Here is a 16,150-nt window from a genome sequence, read left to right on the forward strand (position 1 = left end):
AGTCTTTTTTAAAATTATTTTTCTGCATTTTATCGAAAAAATGCGATTAAAATAGATTTTTTTAGCTGTTATGATTGCGATATCAAAAATGAATTCCTAATTTTAGGAACTTAATAGCCAGCCCACCTATGAAACATTTTTTGATTGCCTTTGTACTTTTTGGTACATGGCTTTACTTTGGTATTCGTTATTATGAGTGCAATGTAAAGAATCTTTGTGAAGAACCAAAGACCTCTGTAGTCGTTGATACGATTAAGGTTATCAAAGAAATTCCCGCAAAAAAACCGCTTACCTTTTTACCCTTTTCTATTACTAAGAATGCTTCAAAAGTCTCATTGATTGATTCTGTTTCAAACCCTTTACAGTCATTTTTCGATTATTTGAATTCGAATCAACAAGAAGAATTAGTGATTACTTCTTTCTTTAGTAAAGCTGAAGATGGAGCTGTTGCGCTTTCAAGAAATGAAATTCTTCGAAAGAGATTGGCCGATTTTGGAATTAATGTGGATCGTATTGTGATGCAAACCAAGCAAGAGGATTTTGCGTTTTCTGAAAGTAATCAATACGATAAAGGATTTGCATACGAGTATCAAAAGATGTCTGAAGAACGTATGAGAGCGATTGATAAAGGAATTGCTTCTAAGATTTTATATGCTGGTTTTGGATCGAAAACATTTAAGCCTGACAATACGCTTAATGCATATGCTATTGAGTTGAAAAATTATTTAACCAAAAATCCTACTAAAACAGTTGAAATTATTGGTCATACTGACAGCAATGGAGAAGCCGAAGCCAATATGTGGTTTGGAAAAGAACGCGCTAAAAGCGTGATGCAGTATTTTGTTTCTCAAGGAATTGATGTTAATAAACTGACAATTTCTTCAAAAGGAGAAACAACTCCTATTGCCCCAAACAATACTTTAGAAGGACAGCGACTCAATAGACGGATTGAAATCAATATTTCTAACAATTAATTATGAATAAACTAACTAAACATAACTAACACTAACCCACACAACTAATTGATTATATGCCATTTTTACTTTTAGAAAGCCTTGCTCCTGTTTCTACTTGGGAATACTTTGTTGTATTCTTGATTGGATTTGGTTGTTTTTTGATTGGCTGGATTTTTGCAAAACGTAGTTGCAAACGAAAATATGAAAAACTACTCGCCGCCGAAAAGTCAAAGAAAAAAGACGAATTTATTAATACAAGTTATGCTCCTTCCAGAGGTGTACGAGCTGTAAAAACCCGTGAACGCTCGGGAAAAGCTGTCGATTCTAAAGATTCGGATTCGACTGAAACCGTTGATACCGAAAATTCTCCTTTAAATTTTGATAGTTTTGGCGTTGCGGATGCTTCAGAAAAAGACGATTTGAAACGTATTAAAGGAGTTGGTCCTTTTATTGAAGAAAAACTGAATACCATCGGAATTTACACGTTTGATCAGATTAGTAAGTTTACACCCGAAGATATGCAAGCCGTAACAGAACTCATTTCTTTCTTCCCAGGACGTATAGAGCGTGACGATTGGAAAGGGCAAGCTGCTATTTTGAAAAAAGGTGGCAATACCGATTTTAGCAAACGATTAAGCTCTGAAGAATAGATTTATTAGACTACTTAGATTTTTAGAATGTTAGACTTCTTTGAACTTTATCGTTTTTATACAATATTTAAGATTAAGGTTAGCTAAGTGAAATTGTAGCTTCCTCCTTACCTAGAATTACTCAGAATTAAAAAAGGGAAACTTTAAGCCAGTTTCCCTTTTCTTTTATGTATTATTTTGTTGTTCTCTTCTTATTGATTCCCTAAGATTAAAGGCATTCCGCTTTCTCCAGAACCAATTACAATTACTTTTGAGTTTGGCGATTCAGATAATTTTATTGTCGCTTCAATTCCTTTGTCTTGAAGAATTTTATCTGTTAGCGAAGCACTTAAAATTTTGTTGGCATCTGCTTTACCTTGTGCTTCAATACGTACTTTTTCAGCTTCTTTTTGTGCTGTTACAAGTCTAAATTCATATTCTAAAGATTCTTGTTCTTGTTTCAATTTACGCTCAATAGCTTCTTTAATTGTTGGAGGTAATATTACATCTTCCACTAATACTTTTTTAACAATTACGTATTGTCCTTGTAGTAATTTGGTAACTTCATCCAAGATTTCTTGTTCAATAACATCTCTTTTACTTGAATATAACTGCTCTGGCGTGTAACGACCTACAACACTTCTTGCTGCGGCGTTAATTGCTGGATCTAGTAATTCTTCTTCGTAATCTTCTCCTTTAGTTTTTATTAATTTTCCAAGATTTGAAAACTCAGGCTCATACCATATTGTACCGTTTACTTGTACTTGCAGACCGTTTACAGATAATGTATTCATTTCGTCTGAAATTGACTGCTGACGTACTTTACGAATAATCATATTATTCCAAGGAGCAACGATGTGAAATCCTTCTCCGTATGTTTTTTCGGTGTTAATTCCGTCTCCAAATTGTTCGAATAAAACACCACCTTCTCCAGGTCCTATGGTTACTGCTGATTTTGCAATTAGTACAATTACTACGATTACTACGATTAGTATTGGGATTCCAATTTTAGGTAATTTGTCCATTTCTTTTAGTTTTTGATTATTTTTTTAGTGATTAATTTTCCGTTTGTTAGTGTTACAGTTACTATATAGACACCTTTTGATAGTGACGATATATTAACTGTGTTCTTTTTTCTGTTTGTTTTTATAGATTCTCCAAGTAAGTTATTGATATGTATGTTGGCAATATCATTTGTTACATTGATTGTTAAAATTCCTTTTGTTGGATTTGGATATATGGTAATTTCATCTGTTGAATCTGTTGGATTTTCGATGATTAAACCTGTGTCAGAATTGTTGGTTCTAGGAAATACCAGCGATCTATCATTATAGGTATATACAATCATACCTCCATCTGTATTTCGCAAAGAAATGAGTTCATCATTATTCGTTGAAGCATTAAAGTTACCACTTCCTAATATATTTCCTTCAATTTGTTTTTTGTGAAATGTTTCTGTTCCCAATGCTCCAATAATATAGGTACTTCCTGTTTCGTTTACATGGTAGACTCTGTATGTTGAATTGAGATTGCTATGCATTATGATATTATCTTTTCCATCTCCATCATAGTCTCCAACAGTCAATGCTTGCCAATTATGACCTGTTCCCCAGCCTACATTTTGTGTTTCTAATGTAAATAACTCAGTAGTAGCATCTAAAGAGAATACAAAATAACCGTTATATTCATGTTTCGGAGAATTTACCAATACAACCAATTCATCTCCTTGTATATTATCAATAACATTTCCAGAGGCTAAACCTACAATTGTTGCATCTCCAGGTATTCCAAAAGATGTTAATAAGGTAGTTGGTCCAGCGATTCTTTGCCCAAGACCATTATATTTATAGAGTCGTAATTCTAAGTTATAGTTTCGAGCTATTACAAATTCATCTTTGTGACCTACTATAAAATCTCCTGCGGCGGCACCTACCCAATCAGAAGCGGGTCCCCAACCGATAGCTTCTGTATCCTGAACTATACTTTCTCCTGAAATACTATATATATAATATCCATTTTTTCCGACTTCATTTGAGACAATAACAATTTCGTCTTTATCATCACCATAAAAATCTCCAGCAGCAAGATTTCCCCAATCAAAACTACCTCCGTGAGAAAATGGCGTAAGTCCGTCATCTTTTATTTCATTATCAGCCGTTATTGTTCCTATTCTGATAGTTCCTTCTCTTCTATTCGCATATACAAATTCTTCTGTAGTATCACCATAAAAATCGCCACCATCTACACCACACCAATTTATATTGTCAGCATGTTTATGCTCAGATGCTATTGGAGCAAATAATCCTTGTGTTTTGCGTAAATGAGCAATAGTTATTCCTCGTCTAAGATTTCGTGAAAAATTATCTGCAGAGTTTAATACTGGATAGTAATTTGTAGTATTAAAATCCGAAAGCACTTGATGAATTCTAGCATCTATAGTTGTGTACTGCATCCAATAATTATATAAATACCCATCTGGAGCCTCCGTTTGAGCCATATCAAATTCATCCGCAGGATGTGTATTTAAGTTGTTTTTAAAATTCCACATATTGTTAATTGTATGCCCATTATATACACCATCATTCAGTTGTAATACATCTCTATAGATATCGTTCAAAAATGTATTGGCATATTGTTGTACATCTGTAGCGTCAAAGGTTCCAGCAATGTTATTATCAAAACATTCATAGGCAAATGCAGCCGTTAATGCCGAATGTGAAATGTCTTCTCGTAATGGATTATCACTTCTATCTGGATCGGGATGTTCAGCATCAGCGTGCGAACTTATTAATCCATTAGGTAGTGGATCTGGATATCCCCAATACGTCCATTGTTTTATAAATCCATCATTAGGAGAATATTTTTTAATATAATTAGCTAATTGTTCAGCTTTATCTGAATACTCTAAACTATTAGTAGCCATATATAATTGCACAAACACTCTTCCCATGCTTGCTTGCATATTTAAAGGTAATCTAGCGCCTTTAAATGTTAACAGCGCATCTGTTCCACTATGTTGTCTATAATATCCTAATGTATCTGCACCATCTACAGTAGTTTCCCAAAAAGCATTGAAATATGAATATGTCTGTTCGGCAGCGATTCGTAACGTAGTTGCAATTTGCAAATAAGTTTGAATATCACTCTCCGTTTGACCAAAATGATTAAAGGTATTAGTCTGAATAGCAGGATTAGCTTGAATAATATTGTGAAATTTTGCAAATGTATAGATGATATTGGCGTTTCCAATAAGGTGTGGAATATCTTTACATACTGGACAGGTTGTAAACTCCCTGGTTTCATCATCCGTATTTGTATGCCAATCGTCATCTCCTCCAAAACCTTCATATCTTGGGCAGGCTTTGTTATAGTATCTGGTGGACCAAACTGGATGTAACGTAGTACTACCATCATATGGTTCTATAGGATCATACGTTACAGTTGCAGCGCCAGAAATTGGAATGACATCACTTCTATTATCATCACGTCTGTTGAGTGTTCTATTAGCATTCCACAAAAAACGATTTAAATAATAAGTATTCCCCGTATTTTCATACATCACTAACAAAGCATCCATTCGCATACTGACATCATAATAAAAAGATAAGGCATCATAAGCAAAGTAAGAACTAGACATGTCAATACCTTGTGAATCATTCACATAAACATCTTCATAATAATTAGGTAATTGCGCAAAAGAAATTGTGACATTAAAAAGTAATGCAACTAGAAGTATTATTTTTTTCATGTAAAATTGTATCAGTTGGTTATATTAAACCGTAAAATTTCCTTAAGAACCATTCCAATGCAAGGAATACTGCAATGAATGCCAGTAAGTATTTCCAGTCTATCAAAGATACGACCTTTTCATTACTTTTTTCAATCGTTTTGAAACGTTGATCGTTTACAAGTGCTGAGATTAGATTTTGCGAATTGTCATTGATATGAAATGTTTTTCCACTAGTGGAAGCTGCAATTGCTTGTAAACGTTGCGTATCTGCATTTAAGAATTGTTTTTCTATATCGAATTCCAGAATTTTGAAACTTCCCGATTTACTGATATTTTTCCCTTCAGCTCTTACGGTAAAACTATACGATGCTGGCGGCAAGTTATTCAAATCGACTGTATAAAAACCTTCACTTAACAACATTGGATACGTTGTTATTTCCTCTGAATCTTTGTTTTTGATGATGGCTGTTAAATTCGCATTCGCATCAAATTCGTACGATGGATTGAAGTATTGTGCCGTTAGTTGAATTTCACGATTTCCATAATAGAATGATTCATAACCAACAGTCAATCGCTCCCGTTTTTTATTGGACGCCAAATATTGTGCTAATTTCCCAAGAAATGTATCAAATTCAATAAAGTTTTCCTGTGCTAAAAAGCTATTTGCGCGCCATTTCCATATATTTTCTCCTGCTAAGATGGCTGCACGCTTATTATCATCTGTATACGTTGCTAATAAGGCTGAATTCGTTGAAACACCCGAAATTATTTGCGATAGAATGATTTCATGAGCGACATTGAATTCTATTTCACCAAAAGCATTTTCCAATGGCGGATAGTCTGAAAAATCAATGTTTTCAATTAAGAAGTTTGTATAATTTGTATTGAGTTGTCCTTGTACTTCTTCTGTTTCTTGCAAATCATCTTTACGGAAACTTGTTTGTATGTCATTTAAGAAATTCCAATCTGTTTGCGTCCCTGTAATGGTCAATGTATTTTTTGTCAAACGCTTTACGCTTTCGTATACTTCTTGAAATTTTCGGTTTGGCTGATATAAAATGACCAATTGATACTCATTCAACAGACTTGAAGCTTCATTAGGTTTTAAAATGTCTACACCGCGTAATTCGTTGCTTTCTAAGCTTTTTTTCAGTGCACCTAAATCTGGGTGAATCATGTCTGAAATCAATGCTATTTTCACTTTTTGATCAATGACTTCTACGGCAAAATAGCGTGAATTGTTTTGTTTGTTCTTTTCAGAATCTAATGGTGTTAAAGTCGCTCGCAGTGTTTGAACTCCGATTTTGGTCGCAGATATATTTAGGTTGACTACTTTGGAATTGTTTGTTGGCGAAAACGTCAATGTTTCACTAGCCAAGCGTTTTCCATCGGCTGTTAGTACTAAATTTGTTTGAATCGTTTCGTTTCCGGTATACGTAGCAATGACTTCAACGGGAAATTTATTCTTTAAATACGCGTATTTGTTTGCGTTCAGCTGATCGATTTTTAAATCGACATAAGTTGTTGTATCTCCTGCTACGACAGGAAATATGGGTTGTTTTATTTTTGAAGATAGAAACTGATAATCATTTCCATAGGTTTGGTTTCCATCAGTAATTAGAATGGTTGGTGCAATGGCATCTTTGTAGAGTTTATTGATATCTTTTAGTGCTTTGCTAATATTTGTTTGCGATCCTTTGAAGTTGATAGAATCACTTTGTTTTATTTCTTTTGAGAACGAATACGTGTCAATGTCAAATTTATCTTGAAGTTCCTTTGAGTTTTTTAATATCCCTACAACTTCCGTGACTTTTCTATCATATCCCAATTCCGCTACCGAAGAAGAATTATCAACAGCAATGGTCAATATTGGTTTTTCGGTATAATAACTTTTTTGTTTAAATTTTGGATTGATAATTAAGAGTAATAAGGCAAATACACTTAAGAATCTCAAAAACGAAAAAAGCACTAATTTTTTAGTGCGTTTTTTCGTTTTGTAATAATAGTGAAATATCGCAACAAGTGCTGATATTATAGCTGCTATACAGATGTATACGATCGTGGTCGTTTGCAATAGTTTATTTTGTTTTTATGATTTCAAAAGATTTTAAGAAGCGGAAAATACTATTGTTATGATCTTTGTCTGCCTCACAAATTACTTGTGTGATAAACATAGAATTTTCTACTAGATATGCATTGATGTATATAAATCCTTTTTCCATTTGAATTTTTATACTTCTACCAGGATATCCATTGAATTTGACTGGATGATCAAAATTCAAAAATCCTTTTACATTTGCCACCGCTCCTTTAACAGCACCATCTAAAACAGTATTGTTGTATTCTTCATCTGCATTTTCGAATTGTTCTTTAGGGTAATCTGAGCGAATTACAGAATACACCATATTATCATCACCCGAAGTTGGTGCATACATAATCATGTGCATGTCTAGTTCACCAACTGCTGTATTAATTTTTTGAACAGTTCTTTTGGGTTCACCAGGAAAATAAGTTACAAAATCTAAGTCTTCTGCTTTATATTTCTCCCAGTCTTGTGCCTGTACAGCATTGAACGACAGAAAAAATACTACCATTAAAAAAAGTGCTTTCTTCATATTATTATTGTTGTGGTTTACTAAGTTAACATTCCACCGTCAACGTTGAGCACTTGCCCTGTAATATACGCTGACATGTCGCTTGCAAGAAATACACAGGTATTTGCTACATCTTCTGGAGTTCCTCCTCTTTTTAATGGAATAGCATCTCTCCATCCTTTTACTACATCTTCTGGCAATTTCCCAGTCATTTCAGTTTCTATAAAACCTGGTGCAATCACGTTGCTACGAATGTTTCTAGAACCTAATTCTAAAGCTACTGATTTAGAAAAACCAATAATTCCTGCTTTAGAAGCTGCATAATTTGTTTGTCCTGCATTTCCTTTTACACCTACCACAGAACTCATATTGATAATAGAACCTTTGCGTTGTTTCAACATGGTACGTTGTACTGCTTTGGTCATATTGAAAACTGACTTTAAGTTAACTTCAATTACTTTGTCAAAATCTTCTTCTGAGATACGCATTAATAAGTTGTCTTTGGTAATTCCTGCATTATTAATTAATACATCAATCGAGCCAAACTCTTTTAATACTTCGGCAGCCAAGTCTTGTGCTTGTTGAAAATTTGCTGCATTACTTTGATATCCTTTGGCTTTTATACCTAATCCGTTTAATTCTTTTTCTAATTCGTTAGCTGCTTCAACAGATGAACTATATGTAAAAGCAACATTAGCTCCATGAGCTGCAAATATTTGCGCAATTCCTTTACCAATTCCTCTACTTGCGCCTGTAATGATGGCTGTTTTGCCTTCTAGTAATTTCATACGTAATTTATGGTTGATTTTATTTAGTCAAATATAGTTAGAATAGTTAGGTTTGCAATAGTTAGTTTTAGGATTATTCATAAAATAATCAAAGGATTCCATTCTAATAATTTCCTAAGCAACAGTTTATAAATGTATCAAAAAAAGGAAGAAGTTGTGATAATTTTATGAAAATTATAAGATTCATAGTGTAACATTTTTTGTTTATTGGCGTCATACGGGAATATCATACAAAAAACACAATCATGAGAAAACTACTGCTTTTTTCCTTAGTGATGCTTTTTATAGCATGTAAAGAGGAACCAAAAAAACAAACCGAGCTTGCAGAAATGAAACCTGCACCAAAAATTTCAGTTGAAGATTTTTTTAAGAATTCAGAAAAGACATCTTTTCGTTTGTCACCAAATGGTGAATATTTATCATACCTAGCACCTTATAAGGATAGAATGAATATTCATATCCAAAAAATTGGCAGTGACGATGTTACTAGAGTCACTAGTGTAGAAGATCGAGATCTTTCGGGATATTTCTGGGCAAACAATGACCGTTTGGTATATATTAGAGATAAAGGAGGTAACGAAAATTTTCACCTTTTTGCTGTAAATAAAGATGGAAGTAACGAAAAAGACTTAACACCTTTTGATGGTGTGCGTTCACAAATTATTGATGCACTTGAAGAAAATCAGGCAGAAATGATTATTGGATTGAACAAAAGAATTCCACAAGTATTTGATCCGTATCGCCTGAATATTAATACTGGAGAAATGAACATTCTTTATGAAAACCCAGGAAATATTACAGGTTGGCAAACAGATCACGATGGAAAATTACGTTTAGCGTATATGACCAATGGTGTTGATAATACTATTTTATACAGACCAACAGAAGATGCTCCTTTTAAGGAAGTAATTACTACAAACTTTAAACAAACCTTAGCACCACAATACTTCGATTTTGACAATGGCGATGTTGTGTACGCAGCTTCTAACTTAGGAAGAGATAAAGCAGCAATTGTAAAATATGATTTAAAAAATAATACAGAAATTGAAGAGATTTTTGTAGACACAGAAGTTGATGTTGATGGTATATCGTATTCTTCAAAAAGAAAAGTTCCAACATTCATCAGCTATACTAGAGCAAAATTAAACAGAAAGTTTTTGGATAAAGATGCTGAGAATCTTTTTAAAATGCTCGAAGAAAAGTTAGGTGCTGACAATGAATATTATCTTACTTCAAGCAATAAAGATGAAAACAAGTTTTTAATTTATGCTGGAAACGACAAAACAAGAGGAACGTATTATTTTTATGATGCTCAAAAAGATAATTTAAAACATCTTGCTGATTTAAGTCCTTGGATCAATTCTGATCACATGGCCAACATGAAACCTATCTCCTACACTTCAAGAGATGGAATGAAAATCAATGGATATTTGACCTTACCTGTTGGTGTAAAAGCAGAAAACTTACCTGTTGTTGTAAATCCACACGGAGGTCCTTGGGCACGTGATAATTGGGGATTCAATCCTGAGGTACAGTTTTTAGCAAATAGAGGTTTTGCGGTACTGCAAATGAATTTTAGAGGTTCTACTGGATACGGAAAGAAATTCTGGGAAAGTTCTTTTAAGAAATGGGGACAGGAAATGCAAAACGATATTACCGATGGCGTACAATGGTTAATTAAAGAAGGAATTGCTGATAAAGATCGTATCGCAATTTATGGTGGAAGTTATGGTGGTTATGCTACGTTAGCAGGAATTACAAACACACCAGATTTATATGCAGCAGCAGTTGATTATGTTGGTGTATCTAACTTATTTACGTTTATGGAAACGATTCCTCCATATTGGGAACCATATAAGAAAATGTTATACGAAATGGTGGGAGATCCGAATACAAAAGATAGTATTATGATGAAGGCGAATAGTCCTGTATTCCATGTAGATAAAATTAAAGCAGCATTGTTTGTTGCACAAGGAGCTAATGATCCACGTGTGGTACAAGCAGAATCTGATCAAATGGTAGAAGCGTTGAAAAAGAACGGAGTTACTGTAGAATATATGTTGAAAGAAAATGAAGGTCACGGATTTAGAAATCAGGAAAATCGATTTGATTTTTACAATTCTATGATCACATTCTTAAACGAAAATATGCAAACTAAGATCAAAGGATAATTTGCATCTATAATTTACAACTATAAAAAAAGCGCTTCTCTATGGAAGCGCTTTTTGTTTGCATTATATATTTTTAAAATTGATTATTGCTTGATGATTTTTGGTTTTTCATAATTGAACAGATAATCTACATCCATTTCTTTAATTTCTCCAAGTTTGGACAATGCTTCCATATCAACATCTTCTTTATTTCCAATAACCATGACATTGTATTGCTGTCCTTTTATGTTTTGATCAAAGAACTTTTTTAAGTCTGCCAATGTCATTTTTTCAATGGCTTTGTACATTTTTTCAATATCATCGGCCTTGATTCCTTTTTCTTTGAAGTCTTCATGTGTCCAAAATATATTTGATTTTGTAATACGATCTGCCGCAATTTGTTTTAATGTAGCTTCTTTAGCCGCATTGAATTGCTCTTCCGCTTCAGGCATATTATTTAGCAATTCCATCATTGCATCTACCGCTTCCGGAAGTTTGTTAGCTTGCGTTCCAATAAATGCCATGATATAGTCTGATTTTTCTTTTTTGGAAGCATCTTCGTAATAGGAATATGCAGAATACGCCAATGATTTTGATTCTCTAATTTCCTGGAATACAATATCTCCAAAATAGGTATTGAATAAACTAGAAGCTGCCATATTTTCGATTTTTAACGGACTTCCTTTTGCTAAAAATAACATTTGCGCTTGTACCATGTCATAATCAACAAAGAATACAGAACCGCCTGTTTTTTGCTCTACATATGCTGTAGCTTCTGGATATTGCTTTAATTCACCTGCAACTTTATGATGTTGATTTAAAGCAGCAATCGCAGGACCTACATCTTTTCCATAATAGAAAATACGTTGCTCGTAATTTTTTAAATCTTTTACTAAATCGACCAGTTCCTGTGGATTCATGTCAAGCAACTCACTTCTGCTGTATATATTACGCAAACGAGAGTTTTCTCCATATTTTGCATAATTCATCAACCCTCTGTTTAAAATAGTTCCTTTACGAACTTTATTGTCTTGTCTTCGTTTCGTGATTTGTGCCACATATTTATCATATGCTTCTTGATTTGGCACTGCGTTATTCCATAAATGTTCTAACAGCTCTAATCCTTTCGGTAAGTTTTCTTTTAATCCTTTTAAACCCACATATGATTTTTCTGCACCTGTTCTTACATAATAGCTAATTCCTAATTTGTAAAACTCTTTCTTTAGTTCTTCTGCGGTATACGTATCAGTTCCTAAATATCGCATATAACCAACTCCCAAACCAAGTTTCTTATTATGATCACTTCCCATATCAAAAATGATATCCAATTCAAATAAATCATTTTGTTCATTTTCAATAAAAGAAACCTTGATACCGTTGGTGAGTTGTGTTTGTTTAATTTGTGATTCTAAATCTGGAAATACTGGTTGTATTGCTTCAGATTCTTTTGCATTAAATGCTTGCAAAAACGCCGAACTTTTATCCGTATTTAGATTTACGGGTGTAATTCCTGGGTTTTCTACTTTTACGACGTTATCATCTGCTCCTTTTCGCTTATAGGTAACTACATAATTGTCTTTATAGAATCTGTTTGCAAAATCAACTAAATCTTGTTTTGTAATCTTTTCCAATTTGCCTAAGAATTCTACTCTTTTCGACCAATCTTCATGATGAATAAACGCTTCATAATATGATTTTGCTAGTGCAGAACTACTTTCGAAATTTTCTATTTGATTCAGTTTCAAATCATTTACTACAGCATCAATCATCCAATCATCAAATTCTCCTTTTTTCAATTTTTCAATTTGTGCTAAAATCAAGGATTTTACTTCATCCAAGGCTTGTCCTGCTTTTGGGAAACCGCGAAACATTTGATATCCATAATCATTCAGAAATGTTGTGGAACTTGTAGCATATTGTATTTGCTGTTGTTGATTTAGATGTAGATCTATCAAACCAGCATTTCCGTTTGTCAAGACTTTATTGGCTAGTGTTAGTAAAATTTCATCTTCGGAATTGATTCCTCCAGAACGAAATCCGATAAAAACATTCGCTGCCGTTGGCCCAAAAACTTCTCTTTCTATCGGCGCTGTGATTGGTTTTTCTTTTGGCAATGTAGGATGTGTTACCTCCTTTTTCTTCATTTTCCCAAAAGTATTGTTCACCTTTTCAATCGTTTTTTCAAAGTCCAAATCTCCTACTAAAACAATTGCCATATTATTTGGTACGTAATATTTATCAAAATAATTATTAATATCTACTAGTGAAGGATTTTTAAGGTGTTCGGCAATTCCAATAGTACGTTGCTGTCCATACGGATGGCTTGGAAATAAAGCATCCATCAATGCGTAAAACCCTTTTCGGTAATCGTTATCTTGACTTCTATTGAACTCTTCAAATACAGCTTCTAATTCTGTATGAAATAAGCGCAGTACTAATTGCCCGAAACGTTCGCTTTCTAAGTCTAACCATTTATCTAACTCGTTGGAAGGAATTTTACCTTTATAAATAGTTTCTTCAAACCACGTATGCGCGTTAGAACCTGTAGTTCCTAAGGAACTTGTCATTTTATCGTATTCATTCGCAATGCTATAATTAGACGCAACCAAAGAAACGCTGTCAATTTTTCTGTATAAGATTTTCTTTTTCTCAGGATCCGTTTCAGCTCTGTGCTGTTCGTATAAGGCTGAGATTTTTTCTAATTCCACTTTTTCTTTTTCCCAGTCAGATGTTCCAATCTCATCGGTTCCTTTAAACAACATATGTTCTAGGTAATGTGCTAAACCTGTAGATTCTTTAGGATCGTAATTAGAACCTGCACGTACTGCGATAAAGGTTTGTATTTTAGGTTCATCAGTATTTTTGCTTAAATAAACTTTTAAGCCATTTTCTAAAGTATACAATCGCAAACCTGTTGGATCGTTTGCTACAGTTTCATAGGAAAAACTGCTATTTTTACAACCGAAAACTGCAAAAAGACAGGCAATTAACAGCAGAAGATTATTTTTTTTCATTCTTTTAGATTAGTTAGTAGCATATATACACTTTACATTGATTTGTAATGTATGTATCGTATAGCAATATATTACATTTTTAAGAGGAAACCGCATTCTACAAAGCCAGATCAGGCATTTTCTATGAGTGCATTTTTATGGAAGGAAATTTAATAGTTTTTAACTGATTTTATAAGAAGGAAAATTTATAAAACTAAAAAAAGTGAACCGAAGTTCACTTTTCCACTTTTTTTCATGATTGCTATGTTACTAGCAGTTTCCATTACCTGGAAATGAAATTGTCTAAAACTTTTTTTCATGGTAAATGTTCTAAACTTTTTCAATACTAAAACTACACATCAAAAAGCAATTTTAAAAGAAATCATACTCCAGATTCATAAATCTTAAGCACTAAAAACAAGATCTAACATTCTTATTTTCAATTCATTAAATTTAAAAATATTGTATTTTCACTCTTTAATACTAGAATGGAAATATTTTATCAAAAAACAACCTTATAACATCATTTCCTCCTATTTTTTTCGTCTTTATAGTATTTCTATTTGATCATTTTATAGTGACCTATTTTAAAGAATTTAGGTTTACACTTAGTATTTAAGCTATAATTTTTCGGTTTTTATGAGATACCTTTAGACATATTAATTATTAAAACCATTATTATGTTAGACAATTTTAAAAAGTATCAAGTCGAAAACCAAGAACAAATTACTGGAGGAAAAAATATAATTGTTGATCCAGAATGTTTTAGAAATGAAGGGAATTAAATTATAAGTCTTTAAAAAAATTATTATGCTAGAAAATTTTAAAAAGTATCAAGTCGAAAACCAAGAACAAATTACTGGAGGAAAAAATATAATTGTTGATCCAGAATGTTTTAGAAATGAAGGGAATTAAATTATAAGTCTTTAAAAAAATTATTATGCTAGAAAATTTTAAAAAGTATCAAGTCGAAAACCAAGAACAAATTACTGGAGGAGAAAATGAACCACATAATCCAGATTGTTTTGGAGAAACAAATTAGAATTAGTAATCATAAAAAAATAAATATGTTAGAAAGTTTAGAGAAATACAAAATCGAAAATCAGGAAATTATTTCAGGAGGGAGACATCAAGCTCACAATCCAGAATGTTTTGAGAATCAATAAATAAAATTATAAATCTTAAAAAATTGAAATATGTTAGAAAATTTAAAAAAATATCAAATCAAGAACTTAGATAGTGTTTCAGGAGGAAACATACATGTTCATAATCCAGAATGTTATGATAATTAGTGATCTAATTATTTAGATTAGAATTAACAACAAACTAAAAAGCGCATTACCAATATATTGATAATGCGCTTTTGTATATTTTGAAAAGTGATATTATCCCATCACTTCAGCAACTTTCTTTCCAATTTCTGCTGGAGAATCTACTACGTGAATTCCACATTCGCGCATGATTCTTTTCTTAGCTTCTGCTGTATCATCAGCTCCACCAACAATTGCTCCTGCATGTCCCATTGTACGTCCTGCTGGCGCTGTTTCTCCTGCGATAAAACCAACAACTGGCTTTTTACTTCCACTTTCTTGATACCATTTAGCAGCGTCTGCTTCTAATTGTCCACCAATTTCACCGATCATTACTACACATTCAGTTTCTGGATCGTTGATTAATAACTCAACAGCTTCTTTTGTAGTTGTTCCAATGATTGGATCTCCACCAATTCCGATTGCAGTTGTAATTCCTAATCCTTGTTTTACTACCTGATCTGCAGCTTCATATGTTAATGTTCCTGATTTAGAAACGATTCCAACTTTACCTTCTTTGAAAACAAATCCTGGCATGATACCAACTTTAGCTTCACCTGGTGTAATAACACCTGGACAGTTAGGACCTACTAAACGACAGTCTTTCGTTGAGATATACGCAGCAACTTTTGTCATATCTGCTACAGGAATTCCTTCCGTAATAGTGATGATCACTTTAATTCCTGCATTGGCAGCTTCCATAATTGCATCGGCAGCAAATGCTGGCGGTACAAAGATGATTGTTGTATCAGCACCTACTTTTTCAACAGCTTCTGCAACTGTATTAAAAACTGGCTTGTCTAAGTGTGTTTGTCCACCTTTTCCTGGAGTTACACCACCAACAACGTTAGTTCCGTACTCAATCATTTGACCTGCATGAAATGTTCCTTCACTTCCTGTAAATCCTTGAACAATTATTTTTGAATCTTTGTTTACTAAAACGCTCATTTGATATTTGTTTTTTGGCTGAACAAAAATAGTTTTTTCTAAAGTATTTGTA

General features: G+C 33.1%; 10 protein-coding genes. 3 read left to right on the plus strand and 7 right to left on the minus strand.

Annotated features, from left to right (window positions below):
- Positions 1–128 precede the first annotated feature (128 nt).
- Together Q0845_RS23635 and Q0845_RS23640 are read left to right on the plus strand one after the other, a co-directional pair.
- A complete protein-coding gene (locus Q0845_RS23635; RefSeq protein WP_298519049.1) occupies positions 129–974 on the plus strand; it encodes an OmpA family protein in 846 nt (281 codons plus the stop codon).
- Between the two features lie 56 nt (positions 975–1,030).
- On the plus strand, positions 1,031–1,606 hold the full coding sequence (locus Q0845_RS23640; protein ID WP_298519052.1) for a hypothetical protein: 576 nt from the start codon (positions 1,031–1,033) through the stop codon (positions 1,604–1,606).
- Between the two features lie 191 nt (positions 1,607–1,797).
- Here the strand turns inward: Q0845_RS23640 and Q0845_RS23645 are convergent, their stop codons facing one another.
- The 5 genes from Q0845_RS23645 to fabG all read right to left on the minus strand — a co-directional run bounded on the left by Q0845_RS23645 (position 1,798) and on the right by fabG (position 8,697).
- On the minus strand, positions 1,798–2,610 hold the full coding sequence (locus Q0845_RS23645) for a prohibitin family protein (protein WP_298519055.1): 813 nt from the start codon (positions 2,608–2,610) through the stop codon (positions 1,798–1,800).
- Positions 2,611–2,615: 5 nt separating this feature from the next.
- Positions 2,616–5,333 carry a T9SS type A sorting domain-containing protein gene (locus Q0845_RS23650; protein WP_298519058.1) on the minus strand — a complete coding sequence of 906 codons (2,718 nt, stop codon included), beginning with the start codon at positions 5,331–5,333 and terminating at the stop codon, positions 2,616–2,618.
- A gap of 19 nt (positions 5,334–5,352) precedes the next feature.
- Positions 5,353–7,269, minus strand: a complete 1,917-nt coding sequence (locus tag Q0845_RS23655; RefSeq protein ID WP_298519061.1) for a VWA domain-containing protein — start codon at positions 7,267–7,269, stop codon at positions 5,353–5,355.
- A 124-nt stretch (positions 7,270–7,393) separates the two neighbouring features.
- Positions 7,394–7,930, minus strand: a complete 537-nt coding sequence (locus Q0845_RS23660) for a hypothetical protein (RefSeq protein WP_298519064.1) — start codon at positions 7,928–7,930, stop codon at positions 7,394–7,396.
- A gap of 20 nt (positions 7,931–7,950) precedes the next feature.
- Positions 7,951–8,697 carry a 3-oxoacyl-[acyl-carrier-protein] reductase gene (fabG, locus tag Q0845_RS23665; RefSeq protein ID WP_298519067.1) on the minus strand — a complete coding sequence of 249 codons (747 nt, stop codon included), beginning with the start codon at positions 8,695–8,697 and terminating at the stop codon, positions 7,951–7,953.
- A 245-nt stretch (positions 8,698–8,942) separates the two neighbouring features.
- Between fabG and Q0845_RS23670 the strand changes: the two genes are divergently transcribed.
- Complete coding sequence (locus Q0845_RS23670) at positions 8,943–10,868, plus strand: S9 family peptidase (RefSeq protein ID WP_298519070.1); 1,926 nt, start codon at positions 8,943–8,945, stop codon at positions 10,866–10,868.
- 83 nt (positions 10,869–10,951) lie between these two features.
- On the opposite strand, the gene Q0845_RS23675 is transcribed toward Q0845_RS23670, so the two are convergent.
- Positions 10,952–13,861: a pitrilysin family protein gene (locus tag Q0845_RS23675; RefSeq protein WP_298519073.1), complete on the minus strand. Its 2,910-nt coding sequence runs from the start codon at positions 13,859–13,861 to the stop codon at positions 10,952–10,954.
- Between the two features lie 1,364 nt (positions 13,862–15,225).
- Positions 15,226–16,098, minus strand: a complete 873-nt coding sequence (sucD, locus tag Q0845_RS23680) for a succinate--CoA ligase subunit alpha (RefSeq protein ID WP_298519076.1) — start codon at positions 16,096–16,098, stop codon at positions 15,226–15,228.
- Positions 16,099–16,150: the final 52 nt, after the last annotated feature.

Origin of the sequence: uncultured Kordia sp. (assembly GCF_947489565.1) — a bacterium.
Classification (GTDB): Bacteria; Bacteroidota; Bacteroidia; order Flavobacteriales; family Flavobacteriaceae; genus Kordia.

Coding starts and splice junctions, on each gene's coding strand:
- fabG (WP_298519067.1), bottom strand. CDS start 8,697: ATGAAATTACTAGAAGGCAAAACAGCCATCATTACAGGCGCAAGTAGA.
- Q0845_RS23670 (WP_298519070.1), top strand. CDS start 8,943: ATGAGAAAACTACTGCTTTTTTCCTTAGTGATGCTTTTTATAGCATGT.
- Q0845_RS23645 (WP_298519055.1), bottom strand. CDS start 2,610: ATGGACAAATTACCTAAAATTGGAATCCCAATACTAATCGTAGTAATC.
- Q0845_RS23675 (WP_298519073.1), bottom strand. CDS start 13,861: ATGAAAAAAAATAATCTTCTGCTGTTAATTGCCTGTCTTTTTGCAGTT.
- Q0845_RS23635 (WP_298519049.1), top strand. CDS start 129: ATGAAACATTTTTTGATTGCCTTTGTACTTTTTGGTACATGGCTTTAC.
- Q0845_RS23640 (WP_298519052.1), top strand. CDS start 1,031: ATGCCATTTTTACTTTTAGAAAGCCTTGCTCCTGTTTCTACTTGGGAA.
- sucD (WP_298519076.1), bottom strand. CDS start 16,098: ATGAGCGTTTTAGTAAACAAAGATTCAAAAATAATTGTTCAAGGATTT.
- Q0845_RS23660 (WP_298519064.1), bottom strand. CDS start 7,930: ATGAAGAAAGCACTTTTTTTAATGGTAGTATTTTTTCTGTCGTTCAAT.
- Q0845_RS23650 (WP_298519058.1), bottom strand. CDS start 5,333: ATGAAAAAAATAATACTTCTAGTTGCATTACTTTTTAATGTCACAATT.